The 23,816-nt window shown below is 60.0% G+C and carries 22 protein-coding genes and 1 pseudogene; 14 read left to right on the top strand and 9 right to left on the bottom strand.

What is annotated here, in order from left to right; genetic code table 11:
- Positions 1–338 precede the first annotated feature (338 nt).
- Genes hemG through pepQ form a run of 4 tightly spaced genes read right to left on the bottom strand, consistent with a single transcriptional unit; the run spans position 339 to position 4,304 of the window.
- Positions 339–863 (bottom strand): menaquinone-dependent protoporphyrinogen IX dehydrogenase, encoded by a 525-nt coding sequence (gene hemG, locus OKB81_RS11190; RefSeq protein WP_029313439.1) that lies wholly within the window; start codon positions 861–863, stop codon positions 339–341.
- Positions 864–870: 7 nt separating this feature from the next.
- The gene (locus tag OKB81_RS11185; protein WP_048209300.1) at positions 871–2,328 is read right to left on the bottom strand and encodes a TrkH family potassium uptake protein; all 1,458 of its coding nucleotides are present in this window, start codon (positions 2,326–2,328) and stop codon (positions 871–873) included.
- Between the two features lie 36 nt (positions 2,329–2,364).
- On the bottom strand, positions 2,365–2,982 hold the full coding sequence (locus OKB81_RS11180) for a YigZ family protein (protein ID WP_010672418.1): 618 nt from the start codon (positions 2,980–2,982) through the stop codon (positions 2,365–2,367).
- Positions 2,982–4,304 carry a Xaa-Pro dipeptidase gene (gene pepQ, locus OKB81_RS11175; RefSeq protein WP_053288892.1) on the bottom strand — a complete coding sequence of 441 codons (1,323 nt, stop codon included), beginning with the start codon at positions 4,302–4,304 and terminating at the stop codon, positions 2,982–2,984. Before pepQ ends, OKB81_RS11180 begins: the two co-directional genes overlap by 1 nt.
- Before the next feature lie 196 nt (positions 4,305–4,500).
- Here pepQ and OKB81_RS11170 point away from each other — a divergent pair, with 196 nt between their 5' ends.
- The 6 genes from OKB81_RS11170 to OKB81_RS11145 all read left to right on the top strand — a co-directional run bounded on the left by OKB81_RS11170 (position 4,501) and on the right by OKB81_RS11145 (position 13,865).
- Positions 4,501–6,438, top strand: a complete 1,938-nt coding sequence (locus OKB81_RS11170; RefSeq protein WP_053288893.1) for an acetoacetate--CoA ligase — start codon at positions 4,501–4,503, stop codon at positions 6,436–6,438.
- A 205-nt stretch (positions 6,439–6,643) separates the two neighbouring features.
- Entirely contained in the window at positions 6,644–8,791 is a 2,148-nt protein-coding gene (gene fadB, locus OKB81_RS11165; RefSeq protein ID WP_053288894.1) for a fatty acid oxidation complex subunit alpha FadB, read from the top strand.
- 21 nt (positions 8,792–8,812) lie between these two features.
- Positions 8,813–9,976 (top strand): acetyl-CoA C-acyltransferase FadA, encoded by a 1,164-nt coding sequence (gene fadA, locus OKB81_RS11160; RefSeq protein WP_053288895.1) that lies wholly within the window; start codon positions 8,813–8,815, stop codon positions 9,974–9,976.
- Positions 9,977–10,323: 347 nt separating this feature from the next.
- Positions 10,324–11,046: a response regulator gene (locus OKB81_RS11155; protein WP_010672413.1), complete on the top strand. Its 723-nt coding sequence runs from the start codon at positions 10,324–10,326 to the stop codon at positions 11,044–11,046.
- 113 nt (positions 11,047–11,159) lie between these two features.
- A complete protein-coding gene (locus OKB81_RS11150) occupies positions 11,160–12,605 on the top strand; it encodes an ATP-binding protein (protein WP_010672412.1) in 1,446 nt (481 codons plus the stop codon).
- A 3-nt stretch (positions 12,606–12,608) separates the two neighbouring features.
- Positions 12,609–13,865: an ABC transporter substrate-binding protein gene (locus tag OKB81_RS11145; protein WP_270805247.1), complete on the top strand. Its 1,257-nt coding sequence runs from the start codon at positions 12,609–12,611 to the stop codon at positions 13,863–13,865.
- Positions 13,866–13,909: 44 nt separating this feature from the next.
- Here OKB81_RS11145 and OKB81_RS11140 read toward each other — a convergent pair whose 3' ends face one another.
- On the bottom strand, positions 13,910–14,101 hold the full coding sequence (locus tag OKB81_RS11140) for a hypothetical protein (protein WP_010672410.1): 192 nt from the start codon (positions 14,099–14,101) through the stop codon (positions 13,910–13,912).
- Positions 14,102–14,382: 281 nt separating this feature from the next.
- Between OKB81_RS11140 and tusA the strand changes: the two genes are divergently transcribed.
- From tusA to OKB81_RS11115, 4 genes and pseudogenes are all read left to right on the top strand, one after another.
- Positions 14,383–14,628: a sulfurtransferase TusA gene (gene tusA, locus OKB81_RS11130; protein ID WP_041214136.1), complete on the top strand. Its 246-nt coding sequence runs from the start codon at positions 14,383–14,385 to the stop codon at positions 14,626–14,628.
- A gap of 18 nt (positions 14,629–14,646) precedes the next feature.
- The gene (locus OKB81_RS11125; RefSeq protein ID WP_052814723.1) at positions 14,647–14,994 is read left to right on the top strand and encodes a RidA family protein; all 348 of its coding nucleotides are present in this window, start codon (positions 14,647–14,649) and stop codon (positions 14,992–14,994) included.
- 146 nt (positions 14,995–15,140) lie between these two features.
- Positions 15,141–15,230 (top strand): annotated as a pseudogene (locus OKB81_RS11120) (endoribonuclease L-PSP); the annotation flags it as partial.
- Positions 15,231–15,240: 10 nt separating this feature from the next.
- The gene (locus OKB81_RS11115) at positions 15,241–15,348 is read left to right on the top strand and encodes an endoribonuclease L-PSP (RefSeq protein ID WP_010672406.1); all 108 of its coding nucleotides are present in this window, start codon (positions 15,241–15,243) and stop codon (positions 15,346–15,348) included.
- A 144-nt stretch (positions 15,349–15,492) separates the two neighbouring features.
- On the opposite strand, the gene OKB81_RS11110 is transcribed toward OKB81_RS11115, so the two are convergent.
- The gene (locus OKB81_RS11110) at positions 15,493–16,149 is read right to left on the bottom strand and encodes an OmpA family lipoprotein (RefSeq protein WP_010672405.1); all 657 of its coding nucleotides are present in this window, start codon (positions 16,147–16,149) and stop codon (positions 15,493–15,495) included.
- A 161-nt stretch (positions 16,150–16,310) separates the two neighbouring features.
- The gene (locus tag OKB81_RS11105; RefSeq protein ID WP_053288899.1) at positions 16,311–16,553 is read right to left on the bottom strand and encodes a hypothetical protein; all 243 of its coding nucleotides are present in this window, start codon (positions 16,551–16,553) and stop codon (positions 16,311–16,313) included.
- A 431-nt stretch (positions 16,554–16,984) separates the two neighbouring features.
- Here OKB81_RS11105 and OKB81_RS11100 point away from each other — a divergent pair, with 431 nt between their 5' ends.
- On the top strand, positions 16,985–17,545 hold the full coding sequence (locus OKB81_RS11100) for a cysteine hydrolase family protein (RefSeq protein ID WP_080989849.1): 561 nt from the start codon (positions 16,985–16,987) through the stop codon (positions 17,543–17,545).
- A gap of 54 nt (positions 17,546–17,599) precedes the next feature.
- Here OKB81_RS11100 and OKB81_RS11095 read toward each other — a convergent pair whose 3' ends face one another.
- Positions 17,600–18,178 carry a DNA-3-methyladenine glycosylase I gene (locus tag OKB81_RS11095; protein ID WP_053288901.1) on the bottom strand — a complete coding sequence of 193 codons (579 nt, stop codon included), beginning with the start codon at positions 18,176–18,178 and terminating at the stop codon, positions 17,600–17,602.
- 187 nt (positions 18,179–18,365) lie between these two features.
- On the opposite strand from OKB81_RS11095, the gene glyQ reads away from it, so the two are divergent.
- Positions 18,366–19,289 carry a glycine--tRNA ligase subunit alpha gene (gene glyQ, locus OKB81_RS11090; RefSeq protein WP_005339464.1) on the top strand — a complete coding sequence of 308 codons (924 nt, stop codon included), beginning with the start codon at positions 18,366–18,368 and terminating at the stop codon, positions 19,287–19,289.
- A 9-nt stretch (positions 19,290–19,298) separates the two neighbouring features.
- Entirely contained in the window at positions 19,299–21,380 is a 2,082-nt protein-coding gene (gene glyS, locus OKB81_RS11085) for a glycine--tRNA ligase subunit beta (RefSeq protein WP_270805246.1), read from the top strand.
- A gap of 360 nt (positions 21,381–21,740) precedes the next feature.
- On the opposite strand, the gene OKB81_RS11080 is transcribed toward glyS, so the two are convergent.
- Positions 21,741–22,772 carry an IS630 family transposase gene (locus tag OKB81_RS11080; protein WP_270805244.1) on the bottom strand — a complete coding sequence of 344 codons (1,032 nt, stop codon included), beginning with the start codon at positions 22,770–22,772 and terminating at the stop codon, positions 21,741–21,743.
- A gap of 349 nt (positions 22,773–23,121) precedes the next feature.
- Between OKB81_RS11080 and OKB81_RS11075 the strand changes: the two genes are divergently transcribed.
- Complete coding sequence (locus OKB81_RS11075) at positions 23,122–23,565, top strand: hypothetical protein (protein WP_152952594.1); 444 nt, start codon at positions 23,122–23,124, stop codon at positions 23,563–23,565.
- Positions 23,566–23,816 lie beyond the last annotated feature (251 nt).

Raw genomic sequence — 23,816 nt, 5'->3', positions numbered from 1 at the left:
ATGCTCGATGCTGTGAGTGCCCACACAGATTGCTTGATTCAAATTGTTAAAGAGCGTCACGCTTATCGCGTTGAGGAAGCGCATCTTACGCTCCTCACTTCGAAAGTCAAGCGGTTGTTTTCGCTTTTCTTTCGGCGCCCACTTCCTAAGGAAGCTGGCTCATCAGGTTGGCGTGTTCCGCCGTGCTGGTAGGGGCGCATTATAGGGAGCAGCGCCGGGATGACAAGGGCTATTTTGCGAAAAATAGTCCTTTTTACCGTTTTGTGGCTCGAACGCCTACTTATCAAACAAAAAGCCCTGCTTACGCAGGGCTCTGGCCGCTTTGAATGACGTCACTGTTACTTTTTTGACCAAAACTCACGGGCAAAGCCGCGCACCTTGTCCCAGTCGGTGAATTCCAGATCCTTGCTGGTATCCGTGCTGCCCCCGGTAATCTTCATGATCAACTGAATGATACGGGTCTGCCACCAGTTGTAACGGGAGTACTGCAATGCCCCGGCAAACACCCCCAGAGTTTTCGGCTTCCAGGGAGAGAGGCGCAGAAACTTCTTCATGTAGGCGTTGGTCTGCGGCGTCTGCTTCTCGGGCTTGCGTGCCGTCAGGTTCACGCAGAAGAACGCCGCATTGGCTACTTCCAACTGTTCATGATGTGCGTGTATGAAGCTAAGCAGGCTGGGGTGGAAGTTACCATAGCGAATGGAAGCGCCAATCAACACCTTGGCATACTTGCTGAGGTTGCACATGGGCAGGGTGTGCAGGTCGTGCATCACCACTTCGCATCCTGATATTTCCTCCAGCATGACATCCACGATTTTCCGCGTTTGCCCGTCCCGGGAAGAATAAAGCACCAAAATCTTGTCCATACCAACCTCAACTACGCCAGAATGCAGGAGTAAACAGTACCAGAAGTGTGAAGATTTCCAATCGACCAAACAACATGGCCACGATTAATATCCACTGTGCAGTGGCCGAGATATTGCCGAAATTGGCCGACACCTCCCCCAGACCCGGCCCCACGTTGGTGAATGCCGCAGCCACGGCGGAGAAGGCCGTCACTTCGTTCAGCCCCGTCATCAGCAGCAACAGCATGAAGATGAAGAACAGGATGATGTAGGTGGCAAAGTAGCCCCAGACCGCTTCCACGATCCGTTCCGGTACGGCGCGGCGTCCCAGCTTCAGGGTGTAAATGGCCCGCGGATGCACCAGCCGTTTGAGTTCACGCATCCCCTGCAGGAACAGGATCATGAAACGCATCACCTTGATGCCCCCCCCGGTACTGCCGGCGCAGCAGCCGATGAAGGCGGAGAACATCAACAGCATGGGCAGAAAGGAGGGCCACTCCGCATAGCTGGTGGTGCTGTAGCCGGTGGTCGTGCCCAGCGATACCGCCTGGAACAGGCCATGGTTGAGCGCCTCCTGCCAGGTGGCGTAATGACCGTGGAACAGCAGAGAGACGAAACAGATCAACACCAGCACGCACTGGATGCTCAGAAACACTTTGAGCTCCGAGTCCCGCAGATAGCTGCTCACGCGCACCGGCTTGTGGGCAAATACCATGAAGTGAAGCGCGAAGTTGACGCTCGCCAGCAACAGGAACACCACTGTGATCAGGTTGATGGCCGGGCTGTCGAAGAAACCGATGCTGGCGTCGTGGGTCGAGAACCCCCCAACCGACAAGGTGGAGAAGGAGTGGCAGATGGCATCGAACAACGTCATTCCCGCCATCCAGTACGCGAGAGCGCAGAGGGAGGTCAGCAACAGATAGATGAACCAGAGCGCCTTGGCCGTCTCGGCGATGCGCGGGGTCACCTTGTTGTCCTTGACGGGCCCCGGGATCTCGGCACGATAGAGCTGCATACCCCCGATACCCAGCAGTGGCAGCACGGCCACCGCCAGCACGATGATCCCCATGCCACCGAGCCATTGCAGCAGCTGGCGGTAGAAGAGAAACGCCTTGGGCAGATTGTCCAGCCCAGTCAGCACCGTTGCGCCCGTGGTAGTCAGGCCGGAAAACGACTCGAAAAATGCCTCCGAGACCGACATGTTCGGCACGTCGCTGATGATGAAGGGGACGGCACCCACGCTCCCCAGCACCACCCAGAACAGCACCACGATGAGGAAGCCTTCCTTGGACCTGAGTTCCTTTTTCTGATGGCGGTTGGGAAACCAGAGCAGGAGGCCGAGCAGGAGGGCTATGACGAAGGAGTTGACGAACTCGGTACCACCGCCATCACGATACCCAAAAGCGACCATCGCGGGCAGCAGCATGGTCGAGCTGAACAGGGCAACCAGCAGACCGACGATACGAATGATGCTCAGAATCTGCATTCAGGCTCCCTCTTCAGACTAAAAGAGCGATGGATTCTAGCCATCTAAGGGACGAAGGGATACCCGACCCTGGGTCCGGTCGGTCAATTCCTGTGCGATACGGGCCCAGAGCGCAGACTCCCACGCTACCTGAAGGGTGACGCTGGCACCATAATCGGCCACCAGCAACTGCCCTTGATGGGCAGAGATGAGGGACTCCACGGCCCCCATGTCGGTGTAGTCACACTGGATCACGGAAGAGGTCAGCTGACGCTTGATACAAGTTTCAAGTTGCTTGAGTGCTGCCCCCACACCACCGCCATATGCCTTGACCAGGCCACCGGTCCCCAGCAGCACGCCACCGTAATAGCGCACCACCACGGCGGCGACTTCACCCAGACCGGCCCCCATCAACTGGGCCAGCATGGGTTTGCCCGCCGTGCCCGAGGGTTCGCCATCATCACTGAAACCATAAACCTGGCTGTCTTGCGGGGCGCCGGCGACAAAAGCCCAGCAGTGATGCCGGGCTCCCGGGTGTTGCTGTTTGATCTCGTCTATCCAGGCCTTGGCGGCCTCGACGGTCGGAGTGTGGGCGATGTAGGTAATGAAGCGGCTCTTCTTGATCTCTTCGCTCACCTCCAGCGGGGCTGCCGGTATGGGGTAATCCGTCGCCATCAGAGCCCTGCTTGTCTGGTCAGATTCTCCACCCCGTTGGCATGCAGCACCACGTTGTCCTCGATGCGAATGCCACCATAGGGACGCAGCACCTCCACCTTGTTCCAGTTGACCCGCTTGCCCTGCTCACCCTGGCGCAGCGGCTCCAGCAGGCTGTCGATGAAGTAGAGACCCGGCTCTATGGTGAAGACCTGACCCACTTCGATCACCCGGGTGCAGCGCAGATAGGGGAACTGCTCGGGGGCCGCCAGGTGGGTGCCGCGCTCATCCTGCATGAAGCCGCCGGCATCGTGTACCTGCAGGCCGAGGAAGTGGCCGAGACCGTGGGGGAAGAAGACATTGGTCACCCCGGTATGGATCATCTCGTCCACCGACATGTCTACCAGTTCGGTGGCTTGCAGCAGGCGCGCCAGCCTGTGGTGCATCTGCAGGTGCAGCTCGCTGTAGCGGCGGCCCGGCTTGATCTCGTCGATGATCTCCTGTTGCTGTGCATCCAGCGCTGCGATCAGATCGGCGAACTCACCGCGGCGCCAGGCCCAGGTCCGGGTAATGTCGGAAGCATAACCGTGCACGTCCACACCGGCATCGATGAGAAAGGAGTAACGCTCCGCATCCGGCACCCGCTGGGTGGAGAGATGGGTGTAGTGCAGGATGGCCGCATTGCGGTTGATGGCAACAATGTTGCCGTAGGGCGCCTCATTGGCCCCCTGTCCGACCGCCTTCATGTAGGCCAGGTTGATCTCGAACTCGCTCGCCCCCGCCATGAAGGAGTCCTTGGCCGCGATGTGGCCGCGCACGCCGATGCTGTTGGCATCGCGAAGACATTCCAGCTCATAGGGCGTCTTGTAGGCACGGTGGTAGTGCAGGTAGTTGAGGACCGCCTCCGGATTGGGCTGGCCCAGTCCCAGCAGCTCGGCCACTTCCAGATGGCCGCCCAGATAGGCCCACTCCTGCTTGTTGGCCGGCAGGTGATCGGCAACCTGCTCCGGGCGAGTCAGGAAGCGAATGTCGAAGAAATCGACCCAGAAGGCGTTGGGCAACTCCGCCACCTTGTGCCAGAAGTCCACCGGCCGGTAGAACAGCAGCACCGGCTTGTTCACCCCGTCCACCAGCAACCAGCAGTGAGGGTTGTCCAGCACCGGCAACCAGGCCTTGAACTGGGGATTCACCTTGAAGGGATAATCCTGGTCATCGAGGAAGATACGATGAGTCTGGCCGGAGTGAATAGCGAGGCCGCCAAGACCCTGTTGTTGCAGGATGTCGCGGGTACGCTGCTGAAGGGTGTCGAGATGCTGGGCAAAAAGTTGGCTGTAACTGCTCATGGCGTCCTGCTCCGGGCGAATGTGACTTCAGCATAACATCAAGCGAATCAAGGCTCGAGCCACCCGGCTTTCGCTTCGTGAGGTAACGCATAGGTTACAGGCTTTTTGTTATGAAGATAAAACAGACAATTAACAAACAAAGAACAATTCAATACACTGCCCACAGACAGTAGATATCAGCCGTCAGGAACGACTCATGCAAAACCTTTGTCTGTGGACACCGGATCAGGACAGGATGCAGCACTCCAACCTCCACCAGTTCATGGCCGAGGTCAATCACTTCCATGGTCTGCAACTGCGCAGCTATGCCGACCTGTATCAATGGTCGGTGGAGAAGACCACCCGCTTCTGGCCCCTGGTGTGGCAGCACTGCGGCGTCAAGGGCGAGCTTGGCAACATTGTGGCGGAGAACCGCCAGGATATGCAGCGCGCCCGCTGGTTCCCCGACAGCCAGCTCAACTTCGCCGAGAACCTGCTGCGCCGTCAGGATGAGAGCCCGGCCATCATCTCCCGCATCGAAGGGGGTCCAAGCCGGACCCTGAGCTGGCATGAGCTGGCAGATCAGGTCGCCCGCCTGGCCCAGTGGCTTCGCAGCCAGGGCATAGGCCGGGGTGATGTGGTCGCAGCCTACCAGCCCAATATCCCGGAAACCGTGGTAGCCATGCTGGCAACCACCAGCCTCGGCGCGATCTGGACCTCCACCAGCCCCGATTTTGGCGAGGCCAGCGTGGTGGAGCGCTTCGGCCAGACCCGTCCCAGGGTGCTGTTCGCGGTGGATGGCTACCGCTACGGCGGCAAGGCCATCGACATTCAGGACAAGGTGGCCAGCGTCGTCGGTCAGCTCGACAGCATAGAGCAGACGGTGATGATCCCTCTGCTCGGCAACCCGCTGCAGCTTGGTCACAACTGGCAGCAATTGCTGGCAAGCCAGCATGACACCCAGCTCGCCTTCGAGCCCATGGCTTTCAATGACCCGCTCTATATCCTCTACTCCTCCGGCACCACCGGCAAACCCAAGTGCATCGTGCACGGCATTGGCGGCACCCTGCTGCAACACCTGAAAGAGCACCAGTTACACTGCGACATCAAGCCGGGGGAGCGCATCTTCTACTTCACCACCTGTGGCTGGATGATGTGGAACTGGCTGGTGAGCGCCCTCGCCTCCGGCGCCACCCTGGTGCTCTACGATGGTTCCCCCTTCTACCCGGATGGCAACGTGCTGTGGGATCTGGCACGGGACGAAGAGGTCGCCCTGTTCGGCACCTCGGCCAAGTATCTCGATGCGCTGCACAAGCAGGGTTATGCCCCCATCAAGACCCACGACTTGCCGCACTTACGGCTGATCTGCAGCACCGGATCCGTGCTGTCGCCGGAGGGGTTTGACTACGTTTACCAGCAGATAAAGCAGGATGTGCAGCTCAGCTCCATCTCTGGCGGCACCGACATCTGCTCCTGCTTCGTCATCGGCAACCCCTTGAGCCCCGTCTATCGCGGCGAGAGCCAGGGGCGCGGCCTTGGTCTCGCGGTGCAGGTATTCAACGAGGCGGGCCAGCCGGTGCTGGGTGAAAAGGGCGAGTTGGTCTGCACCAAGCCTTTCCCGGCCCAGCCCATCTACTTCTGGGGTGACGAGAACGGCGACAAATACCACGCCGCCTACTTCGAGCGGTTCGACAACATCTGGTGCCACGGGGACTGGATCGAGCTGACCCCGACCGGCGGCATTCTGTTCTACGGCCGCTCCGACGCGACCCTCAACCCGGGCGGCGTGCGCATCGGCACCAGCGAGATCTACCGCTATGTGGAACAACTCGACGAGGTGGAGGAGAGCATCGTCATCGGCCAGCAATGGAAGCAGGACGAGCGGGTGGTGCTGTTCGTCAAGCTCAAGGCGGGCTGCAAGCTGGATGAGCCGCTACGCGAGCGGATCCGCCAGCAAATAAAGCAGCACTGCACCGCCCGCCACGTGCCCGCCCGCATCCTGCAGGTGGATGCCATCCCCCGCACCAAGTCCGGCAAGATAGTAGAGCTGGCGGTGCGGGAAGTGGTGCACAACCGCCCCGTCAACAACACCCACGCCCTCGCCGATCCCGAGGTCCTGAACCAGTATCGCAACCGGCCGGAACTGGCTAGCTGATACCACGCTCATCTCCATCGGAGGCGCCGCAAGGCGCCTCTTTTTTTGCCCGTTTTGTGATGAAGAGCTTTTACTCGACAACTGTTAAACAAATGTTTTAAATAGGTGTTGAAAATGTCTCCTTTTGGATCAATAGTGAGCCTCGCCCCCTGCTGGGGATAAAGGAGCACCATTCCCCACAGAGTGGGAACAAGGAGACACTCTCATGATCTACCAAGGCGAAACCCTGACGGTCAGCTACCTCGAAGACGGCATTGCCGAGCTGAGGTTCGATGCCCCGGGTTCAGTCAACAAGCTGGATCGCGCTACCCTGCTCTCCCTGAGCGAAGCGATCGCCGCATTACAGCAACAAGCCGATTTGAAGGGTCTGATCCTCACCTCCGGCAAAGACGCTTTCATCGTCGGCGCCGACATCACCGAATTCCTGGAACTGTTCGATCTGCCGCAAGAAGACCTGCTCGGCTGGCTGAAGAAGGCCAACGACATCTTCAGCGCCATCGAAGATCTGCCGGTGCCCACCCTCTCCGCCATCAAGGGCCATGCTCTGGGCGGCGGCTGCGAGACTATTCTCTCCACCGATTTCCGGTTGGCTGACACCAGCGCCAAGATTGGCCTGCCCGAGACCAAGCTCGGCATCATGCCGGGCTTTGGCGGCACTGTCCGTCTGCCGCGGGTGATCGGAGCCGACAACGCGCTGGAGTGGATCACCACCGGCAAGGATTACCGTGCCGATGACGCCCTCAAGGTGGGTGCCATCGATGCCGTGGTCGCCCCCGACGCGCTGCACAGCGCCGCCGTGCAGATGATCAAGGACGCGATCAAAGGCAAGCTGGACTGGCAGGGCCGCCGCGCCGCCAAGAAGGCCCCGCTGCGCCTCTCCAAACTGGAAGCCATGATGAGCTTCACCACCGCCGCCGGTATGGTTGCCGCCGTGGCGGGCAAACACTATCCGGCCCCCATGGCCGCCGTGAAGACGGTGGAAGCCGCCGCTGGCATGGGCCGTGACGAAGCGCTGGCCGCCGAGGCCGCCACCTTCATCAAATTGGCGAAAACCGACGTGGCCAAGGCGCTGGTCGGTATCTTCCTCAACGATCAGCACATCAAGGCGCTGGCCAAGAAGGCCGCCAAGCAGGCAAACAAGGCCACCGGCCATGCCGCCGTGCTGGGTGCCGGCATCATGGGGGGCGGCATCGCCTACCAGTCTGCCAGCAAAGGCATCCCGGCGGTGATGAAGGACATCAACGAAAAAGCGCTGGCACTTGGCATGAATGAGGCCACCAAGCTGCTCAACGGCCAGCTCGAGCGCGGTCGCATCGACGGCATCAAGATGGGCCAGGTGCTCTCCGCCATCACGCCGACCCTGAGCTATGACAGCGTCAAGCATGTGGACGTCGTAGTCGAAGCCGTGGTCGAGAACCCGAAAGTGAAGGCCGCCGTGCTGAGTGAAGTGGAAGGAATCATCGGCGAAGACGCCGTGCTCGCCAGCAACACCTCCACCATCCCCATCTCCCTGCTGGCCAAGGGGCTGAAGCGCCCCGAGAATTTCTGCGGCATGCACTTCTTCAACCCGGTGCACCGCATGCCGCTGGTGGAGATCATCCGCGGCGAGCAGACCTCCGATGAAACCATCAACCGCGTGGTGGCCTACGCCGCCGCCATGGGCAAGTCCCCGGTCGTGGTCAACGACTGCCCCGGCTTCTTCGTCAACCGCGTGCTGTTCCCCTACTTCTTCGGCTTCAACAAGCTGGTCGCCGATGGCGCCGACTTCGCCGCCGTCGACAAGGTGATGGAGAAGGAGTTCGGCTGGCCCATGGGCCCCGCCTACCTGCTGGACGTGGTCGGCATCGACACCGGCCACCACGCTGGTGACGTGATGGCGCAGGGTTTCCCGGCGCGCATGAGCAAGGAAGGTCGTACCGCCATCGACGTAATGTATGACGCCAGCCGCTTCGGCCAGAAGAACGGCAAGGGTTTCTACGCCTACGAGCAGGACAAGAAGGGCAAGCCGAAGAAGGTGGCCGACACCGCCAGCTACGAGCTGCTGGCCCCCATCGCCAAGCCGAAGCAGGACTTTGACAAGGACGCCATCATCGCCCGCATGATGATCCCGATGATCAACGAGGTGGTGCTCTGCCTGGAAGAGGGCATAGTCGCCACGCCAGCCGAAGCCGATATCGCGCTGGTCTACGGTCTGGGCTTCCCTCCCTTCCGCGGCGGCGTGTTCCGCTATCTGGACACTATCGGTCTGGATCACTACGTGACCATGGCCGACCAGTATGCCGACTTGGGCCCGCTCTACCGCGTCAGCGACCGCTTGCGTGAGATGGCCGCCCAGGGCAACACCTTCTACTGATTGCGGAAAGGAGATCCATTCATGAAAGACGTAGTCATTGTCGACTGTATCCGGACCCCGATGGGCCGGTCCAAGGGCGGCGCCTTCCGCAACGTGCGTGCAGAAGACTTGTCCGCGCACCTGATGAAATCCATCCTGCTGCGCAACCCCAACCTCGACCCGAACGAGATCGAGGATATCTACTGGGGCTGCGTGCAGCAGACCCTGGAGCAGGGCTTCAACATCGCTCGCAACGCCGCCCTGCTGGCCGGCATTCCCAAGCAGGTGGGGGCAGTCACCGTCAACCGCCTGTGCGGCTCCAGCATGCAGGCGCTGCATGATGCCTCCCGCGCCATTCAGGTAGGTGATGGGGATATCTTCATCATCGGCGGCGTCGAACACATGGGCCACGTGCCCATGAGCCACGGGGTGGACTTCCACCCCGGCATGGCCAAGTCGGTGGCGAAAGCCTCCGGCATGATGGGGCTGACCGCCGAGATGCTCGGCAAGCTGCACGGCATCAGCCGATCGCAGCAGGACGAGTTTGCCGCCCGCTCCCACCGCCGCGCTCACGCCGCCACCGTGGAAGGCCGTTTTGCCAAGGAGATCGTCGGGCTGGAAGGCCATGACGCCAGCGGCGCCCGCTTCTTCTACGACTACGACGAAGTGATCCGCCCGGAGACCACGGTCGAGACTCTGAGCCAGCTGCGCCCGGTGTTTGACCCGGTCAACGGTACCGTCACCGCCGGCACCTCCTCGGCCCTGTCCGATGGCGCCGCCGCCATGCTGGTGATGAGTGCGGACCGTGCCAAGGCGCTCGGCCTCACCCCGCGCGCCAAGGTACGTGCCATGGCCATCGCCGGCTGTGACGCCGCCATCATGGGTTACGGCCCGGTGCCGGCCACCCAGAAAGCGCTCAAGCGGGCCGGTCTGACCGTCGGCGACATCGATCTGTTCGAACTGAACGAAGCGTTTGCCGCCCAGTCCCTGCCCTGCGTGAAGGATCTGGGTCTGCAGGATCTGGTGGACGAGAAGGTGAACCTCAACGGTGGCGCCATCGCCCTGGGTCACCCGCTCGGCTGCTCCGGTGCCCGCATCTCCACCACCCTGATCAACCTGATGGAAGAGAAGGACGCCACCCTGGGAGTCGCCACCATGTGCATCGGCCTGGGTCAGGGCATCGCCACCGTGTTCGAACGGGTGTAAGTGAATCACTCCTGACCGCTCACCGGTCAGGGACGCCGCCTCGGGGCGGCAACAACAGACAGAAGGCGGCCCTGCTTCCCGGCACTGCGGCCCCATCACGAATACCGGGTCAGCCTGCCGACCCTGCTGTCGAGTCTGTGGAACGCGCCACACGGGGTGCGCTCCTGCCGTCGGAATCTGCGTGTTGGCCGGCCCGTTTGGGTCGGCCTTTTTTATTCTTTTCCCGCGATCGGGGCCAATCCTGAGGCTATATTGCCCATAACTTCACATTAGAGGGGGGGCTTGCTTGCTTTTTACTCCCCCGACAGGTTCAATCTGCACAAAAAAATGGGTGGATGCACATACATATGTCAACGAGCAAACAACTGCTTATCGTCGACGACGATCGGGAGATCCGCGAGCTGCTCAACGAGTACCTGACCCGGGCCGGTTTTGAGGTACTGACCGCGGCTGAAGGGAACGAGATGCGCCAACAACTGGCCCAGCACAGCCCGGACCTCATCATTCTGGACATCATGATGCCCGGCGACGACGGCTTTACCCTCTGCCAGCAGATCCGCCGCGACTCCCAGGTACCCATCATCATGCTCACCGCCGCCTCCGACGAGGCTGACCGGGTGATCGGTCTGGAACTTGGCGCCGACGACTACATCGCCAAGCCGTTCAGCCCGCGCGAGCTGCAGGCCCGCATCAAGGCGCTGCTGCGCCGCGCCGAATTCCGCCAGCCGGAGAAAGAGAAGGAACCGAGCCGTCGGCTGCGCTTCGCCGAGTGGACCCTGGACACCCTGAGCCACCAGCTGACCCACGAAGATGGCAGCCTGCTGGATCTCTCCGGCAGTGATGCCCTGCTGCTCGGCATGTTCCTGCAGCAGCCCGGCGTGGTGCTGGACAGGGATACCATCTCGGACGCCACCCGCGGTCGCGAGAGCCTGCCCATGGAGCGCGGCATCGATGTGCAGATCAGCCGCCTGCGCCAGAAGCTGGGTGACAACGGCAAGAGCCCGCGCATCATCAAGACCATTCGCGGCAGCGGCTACATGCTGATCGCCGAAGTCCACGAGATCCCGTAACAGACAGACGCTACGGCGAGACCTTGAACGGGCAGAAGAGAGACCCATCACGGGGCAACGGCAAGGCACAGAGGTAAGCACCCCATGCTGATCGACAAGAGACACACGCTGCCATGACGGGGCAGAAGTTCTGGCGGGCCCTGGTGCCCCGCTCCCTGCTGTCGCGGATGCTGCTGCTGCTGCTGCTCGCCATCCTGCTCTCCCAGACCATCCTCACCGGCATCTGGATGCAGCAGATCCAGAAGCGGGAGCTGGAGGGCATGCTCAGCACCACCCGCAACCTGGCGCTGTCGGCGGCTTCCACCGTCAACTTCTTCAAGTCCCTGCCCCTGCAATACCGCCACATCGCCCTGGATCAGCTGCGCAACATGGGGGGCAGCCGCTTCTTCGTCTCCCTGAACGAGGAAGAGATCCACATCAGCGCCATCCCCGACAGCGAGCGAAAAACGCTGGTGCTCAAGGAGGTGCAGGAGGTGCTCAGCCGCAAGCTCTCCGACGCCATGGCGATCAAGGTGGACTTCTCCCGCCCCGAGGAGCTGCACGTCTTCAACAACGACACCCTGCTGGCGGATCTCCCCTCCTCCTGGGCCCGCTACACTCTGTCCCTGGAGCCCATCAATCCGCCGGTGCTGGTGACCCAAATAGAGATAGAACCGGGGGAGTGGCTCTATCTTGCGGCCCTGCTGCCCGCCCCCTACATGACGCTGGATGACACCGTGATGCCGAGCAACCAGGTGCGTTTCATCGCCCTGATGACGGTCTTCCTCTGCTTCTTCACCTTCATGCTGGTGCGCTGGCAGACCCGCCCCCTGCGTCGCCTCGCCAAGGCGGCGGTCAACCTCGGCAAGGACATCGACCAGCCGTCCCTCAAAGAGGAGGGTGCCTCCGAAATCGTGGCGGCGACCCGCGCCTTCAACATCATGCAGCAGCGCATTCGCCGCTTCATCGACGATCGGGAGCGCCTCTTCAGCTCCATCTCCCACGACCTCAAGACCCCCATCACCCGGCTGCGACTGCGGGTCGAACTGCTGGACGACGAGGTGCAGATCGCCAAGTTCAACAAGGACCTGGACGAGCTGGAGCTGATGGTCAAAGGGGCGCTGCAGACGGTCAAAGAGACGGACATTCACGAGAACCTTGAGCAGATCGACGTCAACGCCCTGCTGGAGCAGATGGCGGAGGCCATGAACCTGCACGAGGATCTGCTCACCATCGAGGGTCACTGCAAGTGGCCCTATCGCGGCAAGCTGCTGGCCCTCAAGCGCTGCATCGGCAACCTGGTGGACAACGGCATCAAGTACGGCCAGAAGGTGCGCATCATCATCATGGACGACGAGGAGATGCTGATCCTCTTCATCATGGACGAGGGGCCCGGCCTGCCGGACGATCAGTTCGAGCGCATCTTCGAGCCCTACTACCGCCTCAGCACCGATGCCGCCGGCACCGGGCTGGGCCTTGGCATCGCCCGCAACATAGCCCACGCCCACGGCGGCGACCTGGTGCTGGAAAATCGCCCCCAGGGCGGCCTGCAGGCCACCCTCTCCCTACCAAGGCAGTAATGTATGAAGTGGTTGTCTTTTTCTGTCATCGCCCTGCTCTCCTTGCCCGTTTGTGCCTCCCAGGTGGAGGTATTGCACTGGTGGACCTCCGGCGGCGAGGCCAGGGCCGTGGAAGTGCTCAAGTCCGAGTGGGCCGAACAGGGCAACCAGTGGAACGACTTCGCGGTACAGGGCGGGGGCGGCAAGAGCGCCATGACGGTGCTCAAGAGCCGGGCCCTGGCGGCAAACCCGCCGGAGGCGGCCCACCTCAAGGGGTTCGAGCTGCACGAGTGGGGCAGCCTGGGCTTTCTGCGCGATCTCACCCCCATGGCCGAGCATCTCGGCTGGTACCCTCAGCTGCCCCCCATGGTGCGCGACACACTCAGCCAGAACGGCGCCCTGATGGCGGTCCCCACCGGCATCCACCGGGTCAACTGGCTGTGGCTCAACCGCAAGGTATTCGAGCGACAGGGGCTCAAGCCCCCCACCGACTGGGCCCAGTTCGTGGCGGTGGCGGACAAGCTCAAGGAGCAGGGCATCCCCCCCCTCGCCATCGGTAACGAACCCTGGCAGATCGCGGTGCTGTTCGAAACGGTGGCCCTCGGCGAAGGGGGCAAGACCTTCTATCGCAAGGCCTTCCTCGAACAGGACAGCGCCACCCTGACCGGCCCCGACATGGTGCGGGTGCTGACTCGCTTCCAGCAGTTGCGCGCTTATATGCCCGAGAAATACGCCGGCCTGAAATGGCACCAGGCCACCAACTTGCTGGAGAGCGGCGGCGCCGCCATGCAGGTGATGGGGGACTGGGTGAAAGGCGAGCTGAGTGCAGGCAACTACCGCCCCGGCGAGGATATCGAGTGCCTGCCAAGCCCGGGCAGCCAGGGGCTGTTCAGCTACAACCTCGACTCCATCGCCATGTTCAAGCAGCGGGATCCCGCCCAGTTGCAGGCCCAGGGCGAGCTGGCCAGGCTGTTGATGACACCGCGCTTCCAGGAAGCGTTCAACCGGGTGAAGGGCTCCATCCCGGCGCTCATCAAGCCAGACATGAGCAAGTTCGATCGCTGCGCCATCCGCTCCTATCGGGACTTCCTCCACGCCGAGCAACAGGACAACCTGCTGCCCAGCATGGCGGAGGGGATGGCGGTGCCCACCAACATGCGCCAGGGGATCATGGATGTGCTAAGCAGCTTCTTCAACGACGCCAGGGCCAACCCCGAGCAGACGGCACAGCAGCTGGAACGCGCCATGCGCTCGACCCGTTCCGGCGCGGAGCAGAAATGACAAAGGCGGACATCGTCCGCCTTTGAGTGCCGAGAGCCAGGCTCTCAGGAGGGATCGTTCTCGTCCTCATCCTCGTCGTAGTAGTCGCTGAGCTCGATCCAGAGCCCCAGTCCTATCATCACCATGGAGCCGAACCAGGTACCGGTATTACCGATCGGGCTGCCCAGCACTATCATGGCGAACGACAAGAACCCCATGCCTGCGTAGGCTTGCAATCTGCCGTAGGAGACCTGCATATTCACACCTCCTTGTTGAATATGGTTCAATTTTTATATTACTCATCGAGCGAAGCCTGGGTAGAGCCGGTTCACATTTTGGTAGCATATGCTGCATAACCGCCCCGTGGTTTGATTATTTTTTCGCCGTGAGTATCATTGCTGGCCGAATTGGTTGAAGGTTGATTATTGATGAGTGCTTTATTCTGCGACGCAACGCACGAGTTGGACGCAATCGGGCTTCGTTGCCCCGAACCCGTGACGATAGCGCGCAAGAAGGTGCGGCTGAAGGTTGATTATTCATGAGTACTGAATTCTGCAATGCGACCCACGAGCTGGACGCAATCGGGCTTCGTTGCCCCGAACCCGTGATGATGGTTCGCAAGAAAGTGCGGCTGATGGCGGATGGGGAGACCCTGCTGGTCAGCGCCGACGACCCCTCCACCACCCGCGACATTCCCAGCTTCTGCCGCTTCATGGACCACACCCTGGTCGCCAGCGAGACAGAGCAGGCCCCCTATCGCTATCTGATCCGCAAGGGTCAATAACCCTGTACCGGAGCAAACATGACAACCATTACCCGTATCGGGACCACCCAGCGCTGGTCTGATGTGGTCATCCACAACGGCACCCTCTACGTGGTGGAAGTGCCCGCCACCGACACCGCCGACATCCACCAGCAGACCCGTGAAGTGCTGGAAAGCCTGCAGCGTCTGCTGGAAGCCAACGGTTCCGGCGTCGACAGGATCCTGATGGCCAACATCTATCTCAAGGACATTGAAGACATCGCCGCCTTCAACGCCCAGTGGGACGCCTGGATCCCTGCGGGTACAGCCCCGGTCAGAGCCTGCGTACAGGCCCGTCTCGCCCACGAAGGCTACAAGGTGGAAGTGCAGCTGACTGCGGCTGTCTAAACAAAGCGGGATGCCTGGCTCCCCTGATGCCGACACAGCCCCCGTTCGCGCCTGTGTACAGGCCCGTCTCGCCTACGAAGGCTACAGGGTGGAAGTACAGCTGACTGCCGCTGTCTAATCAAAACGGGATGCCTGTCTCCCCTGATGCCGACACAGCCCCCGTGCGCGCCTGCGTGCAGGCCCGTCTCGCCCACGAAGGCTACAGGGTGGAAGTACAGCTCACTGCCGCTGTCTAAACAAAGCGGGATGCCTGGCTCCCCTGATGCCGACACAGCCCCGGTCCGCGCCTGCGTACAGGCCCGCCTCGCCCACGAAGGCTACAAGGTGGAAGTGCAGCTGACTGCGGCTGTCTAAGAGGCGGTTATCCCCTCATCCCCGACCCTTCTCCCGCAAGGGGAGAAGGGAGCAAAGAACAAGGCGCCACTGCCCACAACGCCGGATAGCAAAAGGCCCCGCCATCACTGGCGGGGCCTTTTTCATGACTGCAACGCAGGCCGCTTAGGCGGTCGGGGTCAGGGTGATGGTTACCCGACGGTTCTGGGCCTTACCTTCAGCGGTGCTGTTGCTGGCCACCGGCTGATCCGGGCCCACACCACTGATGGCGATGCGGCTGCCGGACACGCCCTGGCCGATCAGCTGGGCGGCAACGGCATCGGCGCGATCCCGGGAGAGCTTCATGTTCAGCTCGCGGGAGCCGGTGCTGTCGGTGTGACCGACCACGTTCAGACGGGTCTTGTCGAACTCGGCAACCACCAGGGCCACACCGGACAGGGTGTTGGCACCGGCGGCTTTCAGCTGGGCGCTGGAGCTGTCGAAGGTGACGTTGTTCGGCATGTTGAGGATCAGCTGATCACCGTTGCGGGTCACGCTGACGCCGGTGCCTTGCAGCTTCTCACGCAGCTTGGCTTCCTGCACATCCATGTAGTAACCGATACCGCCACCCAGGGCCGCACCGGCGGCGACGCCCGTCAGGATGCCCTTTTTGCGGTCGCCCTTGCTGGAGGAGAGCGCCCCCACGGCTGCGCCGGTCGCCGCACCCGCCAACGCGCCCCAGGCGCCCTTGGAGGTCTGGGATTCACCGGTATAGGGGTTGGTGGTACAGCCAGTGATGGCGACGGTCAGGGCAAGTGCAGGAACCAGTTTCTTGAAATGCATGAAAAAACCTCTGAAAAAGAACGACTCTAGCCGATAGCCGCGCATTCTAACCCAGAGAGGCGCCAGAGTGTGACGCGCGCATTGCGAAGATGGTCAGGGGGCAAAACGCCCCCTGCCCCTTGCGACTTACTCGGTGCAGGCCATCTTCGGACGGGCCCGCCTCAATATTTGATCTCCCGGGCCTTGTCTCGCCCCTCCTGCTTGTTGTCACGATGCTCCTGGCGGCAGTCGGCATTGCCCACCACCCCCTCACGACACGCCTGTTTCGCGTCACGGGACTCCTGACGGGTATCCTGACGCACATCGCGGGCGTCACGGCGCTCCTGGGCCTGCTTGGTGGCCTGTGCAGGCAGGGCGGCCAGCAAGGCGGTGGCGGCAAGCAGGGCCAATACGGACTTCTTCATGATGGCTCCTTCGCCAGACAACCTGAACCGGTCCGGCGTCTTTCAATGATAGGGGAGGGGCAGGATCCCGGTAGCGCAACCTCGGCCCTCGGGGACGTCGTCTGTGCAGCCTCGGACCTTCTTGCACAGGGCCGGCTTCCCCTCGTGTTTGCCCTGACGAGCAACATCATCCCCGGGGTACAGCCGATCAGGCTCAGACAACCGGGGAAGAGAGGGCGGCGGCGCTCAGTGACACGGGATTCCCTCGTGATGACGATCCCGATGGTGAACCCGTGTGACTGTATCCCGGCTGTACCGAGGGGCGAAAAGGCCCCAGGCCCGGTGCAACGGAACATGCTCCCGGGGTCTGGAGTGGTTGCCCCCCATATGCGGGTTGTCTCATAAGAGCCCATGGCCCCAGAGTGGGTGACATTTCTCACGGAGCCATGACCATGTCGTCCCTTTCCCGCCCCGCGCTGCTCATCATCGACATCCAGGTGGGCCTCCTTCACGGCCCGGAAGCCCCCCATGCCGGGGCCGAGACCCTGGCCAACATCAATCGCCTGAGCCAGGCGGCCCGCAGTGCCGCTCTCCCTGTGCTGGCGGTGCGCCACACGGGCCCGGCCGGCAGCCCCATCGCCGCCGGCAGTCCGTTCTGGCAGCTTGCGCCTGAGCTGGTCGTCGGCGAGGCCGATCGGGTGTTCGACAAGCAGCGCCCCAGCGCCTTCCATGGCACCGGTCTCGATGGCTGGCTGAAAGAGGACGGCGTGCAGACCCTGATCGTCACCGGCATGAAGACCCAGTACTGCATCGACACCACCTGCCGGGCGGCGGCAGATCTCGGCTACACCGTAGTGCTGGTGAGTGATGCCCATACCTGCATGGACACGCCGCAACTGACCGCCCCCCAGATCATCGCCCATCACAACGCCACCCTGGCCGGCCCCTTCGTGCGGCTGATGAGCAGCGACGAGGTGTGCGAGGCGCTCGGCCGCCCCCTTGAGCCCTGCTGATTCAGAGCAAAAAAGAAGGGAGGCTTGAGCCTCCCTTCTTCGTGCATTTCCCCTTCACGTCGCCGCTGCTTGCTGGCACTCGGCGTGGCAAGGGCAGGTCACCAGATGATCGTTCACCATGCCCACCGCCTGCATGAAGGCGTAGCAGATGGTGCTGCCGACGAAGGTGAAGCCGCGCTTCTTGAGGGCCTTGGACATGGCATCCGACTCCGGCGAGGTCGCCGGAATGTCGCCGTTGCCCTGACGCTGGTTGACGATGGGGGCGCCGCCCACGAAGCCCCACAGATAATCGACGAAGTCGATGCCTTCCGCCTCCAGCGCCAAATAGGCGCGGGCGTTTTTGATGATCGACTGCACCTTGAGCCGGTTGCGAATGATGCCGGTATCCTGCATCAGCCGTTCCACATCTTGGTCGTCGAACTGCACGATGCGCACCGGATCAAAATCCGCATAGGCGCGATGGTAGCTCTCGGTGCGCTTGAGGATGGTGATCCACGACAGCCCCGCCTGTTGACCATCGAGGCAGAGCTTGGCAAACAACTCGCGGGCGTCATACACCGGCCTGCCCCACTGCTTGTCATGGTATTCGATGTATTCCGGGTCTTTGGTCACCCAGGCGCAGCGCAGTTCCATTTCCTCTCCCCTGTTTTTCATCGGCCATCGGCAGGCCGCTTGCGTCGGCGACATCATAGGGCAAGCGGCAACATAGCCCCACTAATCCCCTGTAATTTCGCCTATTATCCGACCATGCCAGACGGTATACTCCCTCGGTTCACATTCAGCAAATCTTGCTCTGATTTCATTTCGCGCGAAAAACACTATGCAAAAATTCGATGTCAAAACCTTTCAGGGCCTGATCCTGCAGTTGCAGGACTATTGGTCCCGCCAGGGCTGTACCATCATTCAGCCGCTGGATATGGAAGTGGGTGCCGGTACCTCCCACCCCATGACCTGCCTGCGCGCCCTGGGCCCGGAGCCCATCGCCTGCGCCTACGTACAACCGTCCCGCCGTCCGACTGACGGCCGCTACGGTGAGAACCCGAACCGCCTGCAGCACTACTACCAGTTCCAGGTGATCATCAAGCCCTCCCCCGACAACATTCAGGAACTCTATCTGGGCTCCCTGAAAGAACTGGGTATGGATCCTGAAATCCACGACATCCGCTTCGTGGAAGACAACTGGGAAAACCCGACGCTGGGCGCCTGGGGTCTGGGTTGGGAAGTGTGGCTGAACGGCATGGAAGTGACCCAGTTCACCTACTTCCAGCAAGTTGGCGGCCTCGAGTGCAAGCCGGTGACCGGCGAGATCACCTACGGTCTCGAGCGTCTGGCCATGTACATCCAGGGCGTCGACAGCGTCTACGATCTGGTCTGGTCTGACGGCCCGCTGGGCAAGACCACCTACGGCGACGTGTTCCACCAGAACGAAGTGGAGCAATCCACCTACAACTTCGAACACGCCGACGTGGAGTTCCTGTTCCACTGCTTCGAGCAGTACGAGAAGGAAGCCCAGAACCTGCTGGCACTGGAAAAACCGCTGCCGCTGCCTGCCTACGAGCGCATCCTCAAAGCCGCTCACTCCTTCAACCTGCTGGATGCCCGCAAGGCCATCTCGGTCACCGAGCGTCAGCGCTACATCCTGCGCATTCGCACCCTGACCAAGGCCGTGGCAGAGGCATACTACGCCTCCCGCGAAGCGCTGGGCTTCCCTATGTGTCAGCGCAGTGAGAACAAGCAAGGTTAAGGAACGGACATGGCACAATATACATTTCTGGTAGAGATCGGTACTGCTGAGCTGCCGCCCAAAGCCCTGCGCTCCCTGGCCGAAGCCTTTGCCGACAACTTCAAAGCCGAACTGACCAAGGCCGATCTGGCCTTCGGCGCCGTCGAGTGGTTTGCCTCACCGCGCCGTCTGGCGCTGAAGGTGAGCGAGCTGGCTGGCGAACAGCCGAGCAAGAGCGTCGAGAAGCGCGGCCCGGCCGTAGCGCAGGCGTTCGATGCCGAAGGCAAGCCGACCAAGGCTGCCGAAGGCTGGGCCCGTGGCAACGGCATCACCGTTGAGCAGGCCGAGCGTCTGGTCACCGACAAGGGCGAATGGCTGGTTCACACCGCCAAGGTCGAAGGCCGTCCGGCCGTCGATCTGCTGGGCGAACTGGTTAGCCAGGCGCTGGCCAAACTGCCCATCCCGAAAATGATGCGCTGGGGCGACAAGACCATCCAGTTCGTGCGTCCGGTCTTCACCGTGACCCTGCTGCTGGATGGCGAGCTGGTGCCCGCCCACATTCTGGGTATCGACTCTGCCCGCACCATCCGCAGCCACCGCTTTATGGGCGAGAGCGAGTTCACCATCGACAACGCCAGCCAGTACCCGCAGATCCTGCAGGAGCGCGGCATGGTGATTGCCGACTTCATGGCCCGCAAGGCCAAAATCAAGGCTGACGTCGAAGCGGCCGCTGCCGCCTTCGGTGGCGTGGCCGATCTGGACGACGCCCTGCTGGAAGAAGTGACCGCACTGGTCGAGTGGCCGGTGGTGCTGACCGCCAACTTCGAAGAGAAGTTCCTGGCCGTGCCGGCTGAAGCGCTGGTGCACACTATGAAGGGTGACCAGAAGTACTTCCCGGTCTACGACAAGCACGGCAAGCTGCTGCCGAAGTTCATCTTCGTCACCAACATCGAGTCCAAAGACCCGAGCCAGATCATCAGCGGCAACGAGAAGGTGGTTCGTCCCCGTCTCTCTGACGCCGAGTTCTTCTTCAAGACCGACCTCAAGCAGACCCTGGCCTCCCGCCTGCCGCGCCTTGAAACCGTGCTGTTCCAGCAACAGCTGGGCACCGTCAAAGCCAAGGTCGAGCGTATCGAGACCGTCGCTGGCTTTATCGCCGAGCGCATCAGTGGTGGCGATAATGCCGTCGTGACTCAGGCCCGCCGTGCCGGTCTGCTCTCCAAGTGTGATCTGATGACCAACATGGTCGGCGAGTTCACCGACACCCAGGGTGTCATGGGGATGCACTACGCCCGTCACGATGGCGAAGACGAAGCCGTGGCCGTGGCCCTCAACGAGCAGTACATGCCGCGCTTTGCCGGTGATGCCCTGCCGTCCGGTCTGGTTGCCTGCGCCGTCGCGCTGGCCGACAAGTTCGACACCCTGGCCGGTATCTTCGGCATCGGCATGCTGCCGAAGGGTGACAAGGACCCGTTCGCCCTGCGTCGCGCCGCCATCGGTGCCCTGCGCATCATGACCGAGAAGCAGCTGGATCTGGATCTGGTTGAACTGGTTGAAGAAGCGGTACGCGTCTACGGCGACAAGCTGACCAACAAAACCGTCGTTACCGACGTGGTCGACTTTATGCTGGGCCGCTTCCGCGCCGCCTATCAGGACGAAGGTATCGGTGCCGACGTAGTGCTGGCCGTACTGGCCCGCCGCCCGACCCGTCCGCTCGACTTCGATCGTCGCGTCAAGGCCGTCAGCCACTTCCGCACGCTGGATGCCGCCCTGGCACTGGCTGCCGCCAACAAGCGCGTGAGCAACATTCTGGCCAAGGTCGAAGGCGAACTGCCGACTGCCGTCAAACCGGAACTGCTGGTCGATGCCGCCGAGAAGGCGCTGGCCACCCAGGTTGCCGAACTGCAAGCCGAACTGGCCCCGCTGTTCGCTGCCGGTGACTATCAGGCTGCCCTCACACGTCTGGCCGCCCTGCAGGGGCCGGTCGACACCTTCTTCAACGAGGTGATGGTGATGGCCGACGACGAAGCCCTCAAGGCCAACCGTCTGGCACTGCTGAACAACCTGCGCAACCTGTTCCTGCAAGTCGCGGATATCTCCCTGCTGCAGTAACGAAGATTGCCTGTATTACCCCAAAATGGCGCCATAGGCGCCATTTTTTTACAGATAGGTTCAATACAAGAATCTCTGTGTGATAAGGTTAGTATTTTTATGACATGAGTCATTATCAATAGGATAAAGGAACCTAAATTGCCTAAAGACTCTAAGAATGTCGCATCAAAGCATTTTTCTGGCGAGATATTCGACAAGCCGTTAATAATGGAAGGTTTTATAGAAAGTGAGCCCACACGTTATATCGCTGAAATGCCATACGATTTAACTAGATATGAATTTAGCATCATAAAAAAGCCTGATAACACAGAAATGTATTTTAATTTGTTCGCAGGTGCTAAATAACTGATCCCAATAGTGCTACACCTTCGCTGTACCATAGCCATTCCCCGGGAAAGGAGACACGGCATCCATGAAGTGTTTCACTCGGGCCAGCAGGCTGGCCATTCCTCTGCATTGATGATTGCGCGTGATGGTTTCATGTAACTTGTGCCACAGCCGTTCGATGTGATTAACCCAAGGGCTGTAAACTGGCTGGAACACCAGGCAGAACTTGGGGTTCTTCTTCAACCATCGCTCGGTCTGTTTGCTTTTGTGAATGATGTAGTTATCGAGGATCAGTGTGATGGTTTTGGCTCGTCGGTAGTGGCGACGCAGCTTTTCCAGCATGGCGATAAACAGGGATGAGTTTTTCTTGATCCCGCTGACGTAAAGTACTCTTCCATTGCCTGCATGGAGAACGCCTGCCAGGTAATGTTTGGCGTTCTTTCCAGGTGTGACAACCCGCTTTTGCTGCGCTCTGAACATCCAGTCGGCCCCTAATTTGGGATTAAGGTCTATATCGACTTCATCCTCATAAAACACCGGATTATCTGCATCACAGCGGGCCAGTGCCGCGTCGATATTAGCCATTTTCTCCTGATAGGCAGGGTCTTTTATCCGCAAGGTCGGCACGGGCCTTCGCCAGACAATGCCCATACGCGGTAACCATCGGCGGAGCGTGGAGGCTGCCACATTGAGCCCTGTTAACCGATTGATTTTTATAGCCAATAGTTCAGTACACCAACGGCTGCGCTGATAACCAAAATCTTGCGGAGAAAACTGCATGAGCAGCACCAGTAAGGTGACAATCTTGGCGACAGGTAAGATCGGGGCACGGCCAGCCGGTAAGGCTTCTAGCGCATCTATGCCTTCATCCCGATACCACCGAAGCCAACGGCCGATGGTCGAGCGAGCAGCGCCGGTAAGGTGATGAACATCAGTGATCGTGCGTCCTTCATGTAACAGCAAGATGGCCATCAAGCGACGAGCATGTCCTTTATCACGGGTGGCATGGATGATTTTGTGAATGCGGCGCCGTTGTGGTCGTGGCAGAGGTGGTAGGATAGGCATCAACTCAGTCCTTTGGGTGTGGCTTGTTTTGTTTAGCGACTAATCAGATCGCACAAACTGGACTGAGTTCCCTTCCTCCTGTGATCTACTATTCGGAACAGCTATTTAGTATAGGCCTACTAATATCGATCATTGGAAAAGCCGTAGCCTCCTTAGTAGCTAAAGAAGACCCTCAACTAGCTGGATGGGAAATAATATCGCTAGTCATTGGCTTATTTATTTGCCTAGTAACAAAGCGTTTCGTTAAATCTAATGAAGACAAAGAAAAGGAAGATTTACTAAACGCGATAGAAGAGCACTTCATCAATAACAAAAAAAGAAAACTACATGTTACTAAGGGAGAATGGCAATGAAGATTAATTCTCTTCCCACCAACTATAAGGCACCGAGTAGTATTTATATCGGTAGCAACATCATATCCAATGTTAATACTTTGATAGATTTCAAAGGATTCGCTCCCATATTAATAGGGGATGGCAAGATTCCCAGGATATGGATTAATATACCAGCCAAACAAGATGGTTCAGAGTGGTATCCATTGGTAAAAGATAATTTCTCTACAAACCCATCTGTTCTTGTAATTAAAAGCGGAAATAGAGTTAAAGTAACTACGCCAGATGGCGTGATAATTGACTGTGAAAAAGAAAAGAATGGAAGTGTTACAGTTAATAAATTAAATTTAAAACCCTTTGGTTTAAATGTTTATTCAGATGAAAAAAGCATGAGCATTATGAATGCAACTTTCTCATCAAGCAAATTTTCAAACATGATGTCCGTAATTGGCATTAGCTAACAATGTCAGTTCGTAGGTTCGATTAGCCGTCAGGCGTAATCGGACGTTCGCGTAAATCAATTCTCCCGCCATAACGGCCAGCCGAATTTTCCCCTCCGGCTGGCCACCCTGTTTCATGGCAACAACCGCAATCAAAACCTCTCGTTCGTCCGATTACGCTGCGCTAATCGAACCTCATATACAGGACCTTAAGAAAACACTTCATTTGAAATTCCTTCTAAGGTCCTGTTCTGTATCGATTTTCGCTGCTT

Source organism: Aeromonas sp. QDB56 (genome assembly GCF_027705505.1).
In the GTDB taxonomy this organism is placed as follows: domain Bacteria; phylum Pseudomonadota; class Gammaproteobacteria; order Enterobacterales; family Aeromonadaceae; genus Aeromonas; species Aeromonas caviae.
This window is presented reverse-complemented; position numbering and strand designations above follow the sequence as displayed.

What these genes read in the sequence shown, in the direction of transcription:
- hemG (WP_029313439.1), bottom strand. Translation starts at nt 863, where the DNA reads ATGGACAAGATTTTGGTGCTTTATTCTTCCCGGGACGGGCAAACGCGG.
- OKB81_RS11185 (WP_048209300.1), bottom strand. Translation starts at nt 2,328, where the DNA reads ATGCAGATTCTGAGCATCATTCGTATCGTCGGTCTGCTGGTTGCCCTG.
- OKB81_RS11180 (WP_010672418.1), bottom strand. Translation starts at nt 2,982, where the DNA reads ATGGCGACGGATTACCCCATACCGGCAGCCCCGCTGGAGGTGAGCGAA.
- pepQ (WP_053288892.1), bottom strand. Translation starts at nt 4,304, where the DNA reads ATGAGCAGTTACAGCCAACTTTTTGCCCAGCATCTCGACACCCTTCAG.
- OKB81_RS11170 (WP_053288893.1), top strand. Translation starts at nt 4,501, where the DNA reads ATGCAAAACCTTTGTCTGTGGACACCGGATCAGGACAGGATGCAGCAC.
- fadB (WP_053288894.1), top strand. Translation starts at nt 6,644, where the DNA reads ATGATCTACCAAGGCGAAACCCTGACGGTCAGCTACCTCGAAGACGGC.
- fadA (WP_053288895.1), top strand. Translation starts at nt 8,813, where the DNA reads ATGAAAGACGTAGTCATTGTCGACTGTATCCGGACCCCGATGGGCCGG.
- OKB81_RS11155 (WP_010672413.1), top strand. Translation starts at nt 10,324, where the DNA reads ATGTCAACGAGCAAACAACTGCTTATCGTCGACGACGATCGGGAGATC.
- OKB81_RS11150 (WP_010672412.1), top strand. Translation starts at nt 11,160, where the DNA reads ATGACGGGGCAGAAGTTCTGGCGGGCCCTGGTGCCCCGCTCCCTGCTG.
- OKB81_RS11145 (WP_270805247.1), top strand. Translation starts at nt 12,609, where the DNA reads ATGAAGTGGTTGTCTTTTTCTGTCATCGCCCTGCTCTCCTTGCCCGTT.
- OKB81_RS11140 (WP_010672410.1), bottom strand. Translation starts at nt 14,101, where the DNA reads ATGCAGGTCTCCTACGGCAGATTGCAAGCCTACGCAGGCATGGGGTTC.
- tusA (WP_041214136.1), top strand. Translation starts at nt 14,383, where the DNA reads ATGAGTACTGAATTCTGCAATGCGACCCACGAGCTGGACGCAATCGGG.
- OKB81_RS11125 (WP_052814723.1), top strand. Translation starts at nt 14,647, where the DNA reads ATGACAACCATTACCCGTATCGGGACCACCCAGCGCTGGTCTGATGTG.
- OKB81_RS11115 (WP_010672406.1), top strand. Translation starts at nt 15,241, where the DNA reads ATGCCTGGCTCCCCTGATGCCGACACAGCCCCGGTCCGCGCCTGCGTA.
- OKB81_RS11110 (WP_010672405.1), bottom strand. Translation starts at nt 16,149, where the DNA reads ATGCATTTCAAGAAACTGGTTCCTGCACTTGCCCTGACCGTCGCCATC.
- OKB81_RS11105 (WP_053288899.1), bottom strand. Translation starts at nt 16,553, where the DNA reads ATGAAGAAGTCCGTATTGGCCCTGCTTGCCGCCACCGCCTTGCTGGCC.
- OKB81_RS11100 (WP_080989849.1), top strand. Translation starts at nt 16,985, where the DNA reads ATGTCGTCCCTTTCCCGCCCCGCGCTGCTCATCATCGACATCCAGGTG.
- OKB81_RS11095 (WP_053288901.1), bottom strand. Translation starts at nt 18,178, where the DNA reads ATGGAACTGCGCTGCGCCTGGGTGACCAAAGACCCGGAATACATCGAA.
- glyQ (WP_005339464.1), top strand. Translation starts at nt 18,366, where the DNA reads ATGCAAAAATTCGATGTCAAAACCTTTCAGGGCCTGATCCTGCAGTTG.
- glyS (WP_270805246.1), top strand. Translation starts at nt 19,299, where the DNA reads ATGGCACAATATACATTTCTGGTAGAGATCGGTACTGCTGAGCTGCCG.
- OKB81_RS11080 (WP_270805244.1), bottom strand. Translation starts at nt 22,772, where the DNA reads ATGCCTATCCTACCACCTCTGCCACGACCACAACGGCGCCGCATTCAC.
- OKB81_RS11075 (WP_152952594.1), top strand. Translation starts at nt 23,122, where the DNA reads ATGAAGATTAATTCTCTTCCCACCAACTATAAGGCACCGAGTAGTATT.